Source organism: Sphingomonas sp., assembly GCF_048594985.1.
GTDB lineage: Bacteria > Pseudomonadota > Alphaproteobacteria > Sphingomonadales > Sphingomonadaceae > Sphingomonas_I.
Map to the genome: position 1 here is coordinate 1 of NZ_JBMDXG010000243.1, position 11,194 is coordinate 11,194.

Sequence of the window (11,194 nt, forward strand, 5' to 3'; positions counted from 1 at the left end):
GCATCGCCAAGTTCGACCAGCTGGTCGAGGCGCAGCAGAACCGGACGCCGGGTAAGGCCCAGATCGTCATCCAGGTCCCCGAGCGCCTGGGTGGCAAGGTGATCGAGGTGGAGAACATCTCGAAATCCTATGGCGACAAAAAGCTGTTCGACGGGCTGTCGTTCATGCTGCCCGCGGGCGGTATCGTCGGCGTGATCGGTCCCAACGGCGCAGGCAAATCGACCCTGTTCAAGCTGCTGACCGGTCAGGAGCAGCCCGACAGCGGCACGATCGAGCGGGGCACCACCGTCCGCCTGGGCTATGTCGATCAGAGCCGCGACCATCTCGATCCCAAGAAGAACGTCTGGGAAGAGGTGTCGGAAGGCCATGATTACGTGAAGGTCAACGGCCACGACATGTCGACCCGCGCCTATGTCGGCGCGTTCAACTTCAAGGGTGCCGACCAGCAGAAGAACGTCGGCAAGCTGTCGGGCGGCGAACGCAACCGTGTCCACATCGCTAAGATGCTCAAGAAGGGCGGAAACGTCCTCCTGCTCGACGAGCCGACCAACGACCTCGACGTCGAGACGCTCGGCGCGCTCGAGGAGGCGATCGAAAATTTCGCCGGCTGCGCCGTGGTCATCAGCCACGACCGCTTCTTCCTCGACCGTCTGGCCACGCACATCCTCGCGTTCGAGGGTGACGGCCATGTGGAATGGTTCGAAGGGAATTTCGAAAGCTATGAGGAAGACAAGCGCCGCCGCCTGGGCGATGCCGCCGATCGGCCCGGCGCGGGGGCATACAAGAAGCTGACGCGCTAGGTCTGTGCCGTCCGACGGGTAGCCGGCGGACGGCAGCTTGCCTTCTAGCTGCGTGGGGAGGAGGGTGCGTGGCGATCGAAACTCTCTCCGAATGGCTGGAATCCGAGGGTATCGTGCCGGAGGCCTCCGGGCCCGGGGCGATCGCGGACGTGGCGCGTGTTCGCGATCTGCTGATTGCGGCGGCTCGGCGGGGCGAGGCGGTCAGCTATTCCGATCTGCTCGGCCTGCTCGGCCATCGTTTCACGCGCCCCAAGATGCGCGCGCTGTGCAAGACGCTGGAGGCGATTGACCGATCCGCCTCGGCAGTCGGCGAGCCCGGACTGGCGGTGCTGGTGGTGCGCGAGGGAGACCGGTTGCCGGGCCAGGGCTGGTGGACCGGCGTGGCCGAGGCGCGCGACTATCGCGGCAGCTGGACCGGCGAAGAGGCCCACGCCTTCGTGCGCGCGCTCCAGCAGCGCGTGTTCGACCATTGGGGCGCTGATCGATGATGGGACGCCTGCTCGCCTTCCTCATGCTGGCAATGTTCACGGCCGGTGCGGCGCGGGCTCAGGCCATGCGCGACATGGTGGCGGACTTTGACGCCTTCGCTGCCCGGACGGCAGGCATGGCGGAAGGGGCGCGGGTTGCGGCGTTCAAGCGCACGCTCGGGCCGATCCTGCCCGGTATCTATGATCCGACCTCCAGCGCGGGCGACAGGGCGGTGGCGCGTGCGCTTGCGCAATGGCCCGTCAAGCGCGGCGCCATTCTCGATGCGCGCGACCGCGCGCGTGCAGCCTATCGAACGGGCCTCGTTCGCTTCGGCCGGGCCTTTCCGGGATTTCGGCCGACCATGCCGGTCTACCTCATCCACTCACTCGGGCAGATGGATGGCGGGACGCGCGAGATCCGCGGTCGCGCGGTGCTGATGTTCGGCGCTGACGTGATTGCCGACATCCACGCTGGCGAGGCGATCGCGCCGCTGGTCGACCATGAGCTGTTCCACACCTACCACCAGCGCTTCTTTGCCGACTGCCCGCAATTGTGGTGCCCGCTGTGGGCGGAAGGACTTGCCACCTACGTGACGGTCAGCATGAACCCGAATGCGACCGACAGCGAACTCCTGCTCGATTATCCCGCACCGATCCGGGCCGCGACCGATGCACGAATGAGGCAGGCGCTGTGCCACGCCCGCGCCAATCTGGACACGACCGACGAGACGCTTCTGAGCAGCTTTACCGATGGCAGCCATAAAGGCGGACCATATCCGGCGCGCTTCGGCTATTATCTGGGATATCGGATCGCCGAACATATGGGCCGTGACCTGACGCTCGACCAGCTTGCCCGGCTCAAGCCGGCTGAGGTGCGCGACCGGATTGCACGCGCGATCGACAGCTATGGTCGTTGCGGGAACGCAACCGACTGATCCGTCGTTGCCTTATGATCAGGGAGAGCGATGATGGACGTTTCGAAGGGCAGAGTGGTCGAGCGCGTGGCGCGGGTGCTGGCCGGTCAGCGGCTGAGCGCGAACGCCAAGGGCGATGCCGCGTCGGCCGGTGCAGCGGTCGATGCCGAATGGCACAACCATGTCAATGACGCGATCGCCGTATTGAAGACGCTGCGCGAGCCCGACGCGCACATGGCGGCGGCCGGCGACCCGGCGGTGTGGGAACGGATGGTGCTCGCCGCGCTCGACGAGTCTAGCGGACCCGCCTGACGAAGGTCGCGCCGCCCTCGCGTCGCTCGGTCTGGAAATTGGGGATCGATTCCATCAGGTCCGACAGGCGCTTGAACCCGTAATTGCGCACGTCGAAGCTCGACCGGTTGCCCGCGAGCTGCCCCAGGCCGGACAGGCTGACGAAGCCCCGCTCGTCGCGCTTCGAGGCGTTGTATGCATCGACCAGCAGCTTGAGCAGTTCGGGATCGACGGCCGTCGCCCTGGGCCGCTCGGCCGGTGTCTCGGCCTCGGCGGGGGCCGGGTCGCCCGCCGGATGATCGAGCTTGCCCACGTCGATGAAGCGCGTGCAGGCCTGCCGGAACGCCTCCGGAGTCTTGTCCGATCCGAAGCCGTAGACGGGCAGGCCATCCTGCCGGATACGCATCGCCAGCGGCATGAAATCGCTGTCCGACGACATGATGCCGAAGCCCTGCACCCGGCCGCGGAAGAGCAGGTCCATCGCGTCGATCGTCATTTTCATGTCGGTCGCGTTCTTGCCCTTGGTCAGGTCGAACTGCTGCTGCGGCTCGATGCCGTGCTTCACGGTCATGTCGCGCCAGCCCTTCAGCGCGGGCTTCGACCAATTGCCGTAGACGCGCCGGACGTTGACCGTCCCAAGCTCGGCCAGAACGGTGAGGACGGGATCGAGATCGCGCGCCGACGCATTGTCGGCGTCGATCAGCAGCGCGACGTTGCGCGTGCCCGCTTCCTCAGTCATGCGCCGCATCCTTGGCCGGCGGGGCCAGCCCTGCGGGATCATTCGCCAGCACGGCCAGCGTCGCGGTCCACGCGGCGACATTCTGGCGAAGCTGCACGGGATCGATCTTGTCGAGCGTGTCGTCGGGCGTGTGGTGCAGATCGAAGTAGCGCGTGCCGTCCTGGCGCAGGTCGAACACCGCCGTGCCGGTCTGCGCGGTGGGCGCCACGTCGGTGCCGCCATGCGCGGCACTGCGCGAATAGGTGATGCCGAGCGGCGCCAGCGCCGTACCGAGCCGTGTGACCAGAGGCGCGCTGGCCGCGCCGGCGGTCACCGAATAGCTCCACACGCGATCGGCGCCGAAATCCGATTCGGCGACCGCCATGTGCCGTTCGGCGCCATGCGCCTTGGCATAGGCCTCGCCGCCATTGCCGCCGACCTCTTCCGCGCCGAACCAGACGATCCGGATCGTGCGGAGGGGGCGTCCAGCGTCCATGATCCGCTTGGCGGCGGCGGTGACGATCGCCACGCCCGACGCATCGTCGATTGCGCCGGTCCCCTGGTCCCAGCTGTCGAGGTGCCCGCCGATCAGGATCATGCCGGCGCTCGGATCGGTGCCCGGCACTTCCGCGATCAGATTGCCAGACTGCGCGCCCGGCGTGACGCGCGTCGCGATGTCGAGACGGAGCCGCACCGGCCGGCCGCGCGCCAGGATCCGCTCGATCTGATCGGCGTCGGGCGCGGATAGCGCGGCGGCGGGGATGGGGCGTGTGCCATCGGGAAAGCGGGTGACGCCGGTATGCGGCAGGCGGTGGCTGTCGGTGCCGATCGAGCGGATCACGACCGCCGCCGCGCCCTTCGCCGCGCCGAGCGCGGGGCCTTGCGTGCGGATTGCGCTCAATGCGCCGTAGCTCCCTCCATCCTGCTGCGCGCGCATGTGATGGGTGAGGTAGACGATCCGGCCGCGCACCGTATCGGCCGGGGCGGCACGCAGCGCCTCCAGCCCGTCAAATGCCACCAGCTCGGCGGTCAGGCCCCCCTTCGGCGTCGCGCCGCTATTGCCGAGCGCCGCGAGCGCCATGGACTGCGGGAAAGGCGCGACGATTTCTGCCGATGCGGGCCCACGTTCCCAGCGCGGCATCGTGAAACGCTCGACGCGGACGTTGGCAAAACCGAGCGCCTTCAGCTTGGCCGCGCCCCAATCAAGCGCGCGCAGCTCGGCATCGGTCGCGGCGAGGCGGGGGCCGATCTCGGTGGTCAGCCCCTCGGTGATCTCCCATGCCAGACCATCCTCGCGCGCGGCGGTATCGCGCAGCGCCGCGGCGTCGTGTGCCGCCTGGGCAGCGAACAGGGGAAGAATGGAGACGGACAGGAGCAGTCGGTGCAACATCGGCAGGAAGTCCTCGCGACGGGATAGGCCGCAACCTTTGCCATCGCGAGGACAGCACGACAATCGGCGTCGCCGACGGCCGCGCGGATCAATAGAAGTCGGCCGCGCTGGGCGGCGGCGTATCGCAGGCCCTGCGCTTGCCTTTCTTGCACGCCGCGACCTGCAGCCGCCATGCGGCCATGGCGTCGGCATAGGCGCTCTGCTGGCGCACGTAGCGGGCGTCGGTGCGATCGACCGCCGCGTCATGGCGCAGCAGCTCGGTCATATAGGCCTGACGATCGGCCTCGTACTGCGCCTGCGTCGCGGCATCCATCGCGTTACGCGCGCCGCTTTCCGCGGCCGCAGCATTGTTGAGCGTCGCCACGCGCGCCTGCGCGGCGGGATCGGTGGGCTGGCCCGCCGTGGTCGCGCTCCGATAGCCGCGCTGATACAGTTCGGCCGGGGTGCGGCCGGTCTGGGCGTCGGTCTCCTGCGCCGTGGCCGGGCCTGCCGCGATCGCACCGAGCATGAGCGCGGTGAACAGCGTCTTGCGCATCGTCACTCTCCTTGAACGTCTCGTGTGCCGGTCAAAACCCGGCCGGGCACACGCCGTTCCAAGGGGAGGGGGGCTCAAGCCGCCGGGGCATACTCCTGCTCGGCTTCGTCGAGCACATGGAGGACGCCGTCGGCGATCGCGAAATAGGCCCCGCGCAGGCGCAGCGTGCCCGCCTTCTCGCGCTCCGCTACGAACGGGAAGGTGCGCAGATTGGCGAGGCTGAGCTTGACGCCTTCGAGTTCCAGCGCGTGCGCCGCTTCGTCCGTCGTTCCGTGCGCGGCCACGACCTTGTCGCGCGCCGTGTCGAGCAGGTGGACCCAGTCCGCGATGAAGCCGCCCTCGCCCGGGGGCGCATCGCGAAAAGCGCGGACCAGCGATGCCTTGACGCCGCCGCACGCGCCGTGGCCCATGACCACGACCTCGGGCACCTCGAGCTGCGTCACCGCGAATTCCAGCGCGGCGGAGACGCCGTGATGGCCGGCGCTGGTTTCGAACGGCGGGACCAGGTTGGCGACATTGCGCACGACGAAGATCTCGCCCGGCGACACGTCGAAGATCTGCGCCGGATCGACCCGGCTGTCGGAACAGGCGATCACCATCACGCGGGGACGCTGGCCCTCCGCCAGCTCGGCCCAGCGCGCGCGTTGCTCCGCCCAGCCATGTTCCCGGAAACGCTGATAGCCTTCGATCAGGCCTTCGAAATCCGTATCGCTCATTCGCCTGGGGTACGGAGATGCACGCGCCGGTTCAACCCATGCACGCGACGAGGGGTGGCGGCTATGGGGTCGAGGCGCTATCTGCGCCCAATGAACGAGCCGTTGCCCATCCGCCCCCAGCGCGAACGCAAGCCCGACTGGATCCGCGTCAAGGCGCCCACCAGCCACGGCTTCAACGAAACGCGGCAACTCATGCGCCGCCTCAACCTCGCGACCGTGTGCGAGGAGGCGGCCTGCCCCAATATCGGCGAGTGTTGGACCAAGAAGCACGCAACCGTGATGATCCTGGGCGACACCTGCACGCGCGCCTGTGCCTTCTGCAACGTCAAGACCGGCATGCCGCGCGCGGTAGATCCGCTGGAGCCGCAGCATGTCGCCGACGCGGCGGCGGAAATGGGGCTGGAGCATATCGTCATCACCTCGGTCGACCGCGACGACCTGAAGGACGGCGGTGCCAGCCAGTTCGTGAAGGTGATCGAGGCGCTGCGCCGCGCGACCCCCGCGACCACGATCGAGATCCTGACCCCCGATTTCCGCAACAAGCACGAGGCGGCGGTCGAGGCGATCGTCGCCGCGCGGCCCGACGTTTACAACCACAATCTCGAAACCGTGCCGAGGCTGTATCCGACGATCCGCCCCGGCGCGCGCTATTACGCCTCGCTGCGCCTGCTGGAGCAGGTCAAGCGGCTGGATCCGTCGATCTTCACCAAGTCGGGCATCATGGTCGGACTGGGCGAGGAGCGGCTGGAGGTCCATCAGGTGATGGACGACATGCGGTCGGCCGACATCGATTTCCTGACAATGGGCCAATATCTCCAGCCGACGCCCAAGCATGCCAAGGTGGCCGAGTTCGTGACGCCGCAGGCCTTTTCGGCCTATGGCGCGATCGGACGCGCGAAGGGCTTCCTGCTGGTTGCGGCGACGCCGCTCACGCGGTCGAGCTATCATGCCGGCGACGATTTCGCGAAGATGAAGGCCGCCCGCGAGGCGCAGCTCCGGCAGAAGAGCCTTGCCCAGGCATAACGAGACGCGCCGGCTCCCTTACACCCCCGAGCAGATGTTCGATCTGGTGGCCGATGTCGGCCGCTACGGCGAATTCCTGCCCTGGGTGACGGCGGTCCGCGTGCGCGAGAATAGCGACACGGTGATGGTCGCGGACCTTCTGGTCGGCTTCAAGGCGCTGCGCGAGAAGTTCACGTCGCGCGTGACCAAGGAGCGGCCGGGCCACATCCATGTCGACTATATCGAAGGGCCGCTGTCGCACCTCCACAATGACTGGCGGTTCGCGCCGGACGGGGAGGGGGGCACTTTGGTCGACTTCTGCGTCGATTTCGCCTTCCGCAGCCGGATCTTCGAAGCGATTGCGGGGCAGGTGTTCGATCGCGCGTTGCGGCGGATGATCAACGCGTTCGAGGAACGCGCCGCCAAGCTCTACGGCGTGGCGTCATCCGCGCCGCCGGCCGGCGGCAACAGCAGTTCGAGCGCGCACAGCGCCGCCTGAAACCGCACGCCCGCCCGGCCAATATCGCCATAATGGCGCAGGTCGGTCACCGCATGTTCGGGATCGTCGCCCTGGCGCGCGCAGGCGAACACGACGGTACCGACCGGCTTCTTCTCGCTCCCGCCCCCCGGCCCGGCGATGCCGGTGATCGCGACCGCGATGTCGCTGCCCGACTTGACGGCGGCCCCCCGCGCCATCGCCCAGGCAGTGGCCAGGCTGACCGCGCCGAACGTCTCGATCACGTCGCGCGCGACGCCCAGCACCGCCATCTTGGCTTCGTTCGAATAGGTGACGAAGCCGGCGTCGAACACGTCCGAAGACCCCGGAATTTCGGTCAGCGCTGCGCTGACCAGCCCGCCGGTGCAGCTTTCTGCGACCGAGATGCGGCGGCCGGCGGCACGATTGGCGTCGATCACCCTGCGCGCAAGCGCGACGAGGTCGGCGGGCAGCAGGTCGTCAGCCACGCGGCGCTGCCCCGGCTGGCCGACAGACGTGGAGCATCCCCGCAATCCCCTTGTCCTTGCGATCCGCCACGGTCAGCGCGAGCACCGCGAGCCGGCCGATGGCCTGCCCGCTCAGCTGCGCCACATCCCCGATCGCACGATCCGCGATCCCGCAATCCTGGCGGCTGACCTGCTTGGCGAGCAGGTTGCCGAGCATGGGCTCGGCCAGCACGCGGATCGTGTCGGAATTCATGTCGGCCGGCATCGGCTGGCCCAGGAACTGGCTGAACAGGCTGGCGATCGCCCGGCGCGCGGTCGGCCACGCCGCCGCCGAATCCGCGCGATAGCGGTCGGCCAGCGCACCGGCATTGACAGTGATGTAGGCGGAAGACGGCAGTTCGGGGCCGCAACGCGCCGAAAGCTGCTGTACCAAGGTCGGCAAAGCGAAGGTGACGAGCGCCGCCGCCTGATCCTGCGGTACGCAGGGCGCGGTCTGCGCCGCCGCCATCGACGGGACCGAGGCCAGCATCAGGGCGATCGCCGCACGCTTCATCACAAGGTCTCCGGCAAACGGACGGTCGCGGCGGCCTGCGCGGCGATCCCCTCGCGTCGCCCGGTGAAGCCGAGTCTCTCGGTGGTTGTCGCTTTCACGCTCACCTTCGTTTCCTCCAGACACAGCAACTCTGCCACGCGCGCGCGGATAGCGGCGCGGTGCGGCCCGACCTTGGGCTGCTCACAGACAATGGTTAAGTCCACATGATCGATCCGCCCGCCCGCGCGGACGATCTTGTCGCGCGCGTACGTCAGGAACCGATGCGACGCGGCGCCACGCCATTGCGGATCGCTCGGCGGGAAATGCGTTCCGATATCGCCGTCGCCGATCGTTCCGAGCAGCGCGTCGGTCAGCGCGTGCAGCGCCACGTCCGCGTCCGAATGGCCGGCCAGCCCACGTGTATGCGCGACCTTCACGCCGCCGAGCCAGAGATGATCGCCCTCGGTGAAGCAATGCACGTCGAAGCCGAGCGCGGTGCGCGAGACGAGGCTGGCGGCCAGCCGCCGCTCGGCCGCCTCGAAATCCGTCTGATGCGTCAGCTTGTCCAGCAAGGGCGATCCTTCCACGATGGCGACCTCCAGCCCCGCCGCGCGCGCCACCTGCGCATCGTCCGTGGCCTCGCGCGTGGCATCCCATGCCGCGTGCGCGCGCCGGATCGCGTCGAGACGGAAAGCCTGCGGCGTCTGCACGCGCACGATCCCGTCGCGCGGGACGACCGGTCCGAGCGAGGTGTCCGCGCGCGCCAGCGTGTCGACGGTAGGGAGGACCGGCACCGCGCTGGGGGCGTGGACAAGCGCGTCGATTAGCCGGTCGACCACCTCGGCCGGCAGGAAGGGACGGGCGGCGTCGTGGATCAGCACATGATCGCCCGAAATCGCGGCCAGCCCCGCCGCCACGGACTCACGCCGGCTTGCCCCGCCGATCACCGGATCCTCCAGATCGCGGTCGCCGACTGCCGCGCGATAGGCCGCGTCCTGATCTTCGCCGATCACCACCCGTACGGCGTCGATCCGGGGATGGCCGACAAGCGCGTCGATCGCATGTGCCAGCACGGTCTTGCCGCCAAGCGTGCGGAACTGCTTGGGCAGGCCTGCGCCAGCCCGCACTCCCTGTCCGGCGGCGACGATCAAGGCGGTGGTGCGAAGGGCCATTGGGGGCGGGCGCTTAACGCGTCACGCGGTCCCTGTCATGCGGCATGCGCCTTGCGCAGCGCCCCGCCCAGCAGACGGAACTCTTTGTCGCGCGGCGAGCCGTTACGCCAGACCAGTGCGATCCGCCGCGACGGATGGTCGGCCGCTAGCGGGCGCGCCACCACGTCGGTATGGTCGAGGATGCCGGCATCCACCGCCATCTGCGGCAGCATCGTGACCCCCAGGCCGTTGTCGACCATCTGCACGAGCGTGTGGAGCGAGGTGCCCATCATCGCCGCCTCCGCGCGCAATTCCGGGCGGTTGCACGCAGCGAGCGCATGGTCCTTCAGGCAATGCCCGTCTTCCAGCAGGAGCAACTGGCTCTCGTCGATCGCGCTCGACGGCACGACATCGGGCAGGTTCTCCGCCTGCGCGCGCGGATAGGCAACCATCAGCCGGTCGTCGAACAGGTCCTCATGCTCGATGTCGCCGCAGGCGAAGGGCAGCGCCAGCAACACGCAATCGACATGCCCACGATGAAGCGATTCGCACGCCGCACCCGACGTTTCCTCACGCAGATAGAGTTTGAGCTCGGGCCATTCCTCGCGCAGCCGGCTGAGCACGCGGGGGAGCAGGAAGGGGGCGATGGTCGGGATCACGCCCATCCGCAATTCGCCCGACAGGGGCTTTCCGGCGGCGCGGGCAAGATTCGCCAGTTCCTCCGCCTCGCGCAGGACGCGTTCGGCCTTGGCCGCCATCTTGAGGCCGAGCGGGGTGAAGCGCACCACCCGTCGCGTGCGTTCGACGAGGACGACGCCGAGCAGCGACTCCAGTTCGCGCAGCCCGGCGGACAGCGTCGACTGGGTGACGAAACAGGCCTCGGCCGCACGCCCGAAATGGCCCGTGTCGCGCAGCGCGACCAGATATTGAAGCTGCTTGAGGGTCGGCAGGAAAACGCTCATTCATCGTCCTAATCGATCAATGCGTGTCAAATAATCGATTTGCCTTGATATCGCCACCCCGGCAAAGAGCGTGGCGACGCTTTCACCCCTACTCAGGAGACAAATGCATGTTGACCGTCGGCGACAAGTTCCCCGCAATCACGGTTCCGGTCCAGCAGGGCGTGTCGGCGCTCCCCGCCGGCGAGACGCTCGACCTCGCCGAAACCAACGGCAAGTGGAAGGTCGTGTTCTTCTGGCCGAAGGACTTCACGTTCATCTGCCCGACCGAGATCATCGGCTATGGCGAGCTGAAGAACGACCTGGCGGATCGCGACGCGGTGCTGATCGGCGCCTCGACCGACACCGATTTCGTCCACTTTGCGTGGCGCAAGTCGGACGAGCGCCTGGCCAATTGCGACTTCCCGTGGATCGCGGACAACAAGAAGGAACTGGCGAACGCGCTCGGCATCGTCGCGCCGGACGCCGGTGTCGCCTATCGTGCGACCTTCATCGTCGATCCGCACAACGTGATCCAGCATGTCACGGTCAACGGCCTCAACCAGGGCCGCAACCCGGCCGAGGCGATCCGCGTGCTCGACGCGCTCCAGACCGACGAGCTCTGCCCGTGCAACTGGCAGCAGGGCGAAGAGGTGCTGAAGCCCGCCGCCTGATCCGGTTCACGACTGACACTATCGGGGCGCGGGCGGCGATCGCATCGCCCGCGCCCTTTTCTTTGCCTTCAGGAGATGCCCCATGTCGCTCCGCGAATTTTCCGATGCCCTGCCCGATTATGCC

General features: G+C 68.0%; 15 protein-coding genes. 7 read left to right on the forward strand and 8 right to left on the reverse strand.

The annotated features are described in order from the left end of the window. The 4 genes from ACOJSF_RS09660 to ACOJSF_RS09675 form a co-directional block, all read left to right on the forward strand. Nucleotides 1–800: ATP-binding cassette domain-containing protein (locus ACOJSF_RS09660; RefSeq protein WP_420141999.1), on the forward strand; the 800-nt coding region annotated here is incomplete at its 5' end. A 68-nt stretch (nt 801–868) separates the two neighbouring features. After that, entirely contained in the window at nt 869–1,288 is a 420-nt protein-coding gene (locus ACOJSF_RS09665) for a ribose-phosphate pyrophosphokinase (protein ID WP_420142000.1), read from the forward strand. Beyond that, complete coding sequence (locus tag ACOJSF_RS09670) at nt 1,285–2,202, forward strand: hypothetical protein (RefSeq protein WP_420142001.1); 918 nt, start codon at nt 1,285–1,287, stop codon at nt 2,200–2,202. Before ACOJSF_RS09665 ends, ACOJSF_RS09670 begins: the two co-directional genes overlap by 4 nt. Before the next feature lie 33 nt (nt 2,203–2,235). Beyond that, a complete protein-coding gene (locus ACOJSF_RS09675; protein WP_420142013.1) occupies nt 2,236–2,493 on the forward strand; it encodes a hypothetical protein in 258 nt (85 codons plus the stop codon). On the opposite strand, the gene ACOJSF_RS09680 is transcribed toward ACOJSF_RS09675, so the two are convergent. The 4 genes from ACOJSF_RS09680 to ACOJSF_RS09695 all read right to left on the reverse strand — a co-directional run bounded on the left by ACOJSF_RS09680 (nt 2,477) and on the right by ACOJSF_RS09695 (nt 5,831). After that, entirely contained in the window at nt 2,477–3,211 is a 735-nt protein-coding gene (locus tag ACOJSF_RS09680) for an NYN domain-containing protein (RefSeq protein WP_420142002.1), read from the reverse strand. The two genes, ACOJSF_RS09675 and ACOJSF_RS09680, sit on opposite strands and share 17 nt — an antisense overlap. After that, nucleotides 3,204–4,580: a M20/M25/M40 family metallo-hydrolase gene (locus tag ACOJSF_RS09685; RefSeq protein WP_420142003.1), complete on the reverse strand. Its 1,377-nt coding sequence runs from the start codon at nt 4,578–4,580 to the stop codon at nt 3,204–3,206. Before ACOJSF_RS09685 ends, ACOJSF_RS09680 begins: the two co-directional genes overlap by 8 nt. Before the next feature lie 88 nt (nt 4,581–4,668). Continuing rightward, nucleotides 4,669–5,115, reverse strand: a complete 447-nt coding sequence (locus ACOJSF_RS09690; protein ID WP_420142004.1) for a hypothetical protein — start codon at nt 5,113–5,115, stop codon at nt 4,669–4,671. Between the two features lie 74 nt (nt 5,116–5,189). After that, nucleotides 5,190–5,831 (reverse strand): carbonic anhydrase, encoded by a 642-nt coding sequence (locus ACOJSF_RS09695; protein WP_420142005.1) that lies wholly within the window; start codon nt 5,829–5,831, stop codon nt 5,190–5,192. 90 nt (nt 5,832–5,921) lie between these two features. On the opposite strand from ACOJSF_RS09695, the gene lipA reads away from it, so the two are divergent. Both lipA and ACOJSF_RS09705 read left to right on the forward strand, forming a co-directional pair. After that, nucleotides 5,922–6,854, forward strand: a complete 933-nt coding sequence (gene lipA, locus ACOJSF_RS09700) for a lipoyl synthase (RefSeq protein ID WP_420142006.1) — start codon at nt 5,922–5,924, stop codon at nt 6,852–6,854. After that, nucleotides 6,841–7,332 (forward strand): type II toxin-antitoxin system RatA family toxin, encoded by a 492-nt coding sequence (locus tag ACOJSF_RS09705; RefSeq protein WP_420142007.1) that lies wholly within the window; start codon nt 6,841–6,843, stop codon nt 7,330–7,332. The genes lipA and ACOJSF_RS09705 overlap by 14 nt, the downstream gene beginning before the upstream one ends. Here ACOJSF_RS09705 and ACOJSF_RS09710 read toward each other — a convergent pair. The 4 genes from ACOJSF_RS09710 to ACOJSF_RS09725 are packed head-to-tail and all read right to left on the reverse strand — an operon-like array spanning nt 7,263 to nt 10,420. After that, nucleotides 7,263–7,796 (reverse strand): CinA family protein, encoded by a 534-nt coding sequence (locus ACOJSF_RS09710; RefSeq protein WP_420142008.1) that lies wholly within the window; start codon nt 7,794–7,796, stop codon nt 7,263–7,265. The genes ACOJSF_RS09705 and ACOJSF_RS09710 overlap by 70 nt on opposite strands. After that, nucleotides 7,789–8,328: a hypothetical protein gene (locus tag ACOJSF_RS09715; RefSeq protein ID WP_420142009.1), complete on the reverse strand. Its 540-nt coding sequence runs from the start codon at nt 8,326–8,328 to the stop codon at nt 7,789–7,791. Before ACOJSF_RS09715 ends, ACOJSF_RS09710 begins: the two co-directional genes overlap by 8 nt. Then, a complete protein-coding gene (locus ACOJSF_RS09720) occupies nt 8,328–9,479 on the reverse strand; it encodes a bifunctional 2-C-methyl-D-erythritol 4-phosphate cytidylyltransferase/2-C-methyl-D-erythritol 2,4-cyclodiphosphate synthase (protein ID WP_420142010.1) in 1,152 nt (383 codons plus the stop codon). The genes ACOJSF_RS09715 and ACOJSF_RS09720 overlap by 1 nt, the downstream gene beginning before the upstream one ends. 35 nt (nt 9,480–9,514) lie before the next feature. Beyond that, nucleotides 9,515–10,420: a hydrogen peroxide-inducible genes activator gene (locus tag ACOJSF_RS09725; protein WP_420142011.1), complete on the reverse strand. Its 906-nt coding sequence runs from the start codon at nt 10,418–10,420 to the stop codon at nt 9,515–9,517. 107 nt (nt 10,421–10,527) lie between these two features. Between ACOJSF_RS09725 and ACOJSF_RS09730 the strand changes: the two genes are divergently transcribed. Then, on the forward strand, nt 10,528–11,070 hold the full coding sequence (locus ACOJSF_RS09730; RefSeq protein ID WP_420142012.1) for a peroxiredoxin: 543 nt from the start codon (nt 10,528–10,530) through the stop codon (nt 11,068–11,070). The last annotated feature ends 124 nt before the right edge of the window (nt 11,071–11,194 follow it).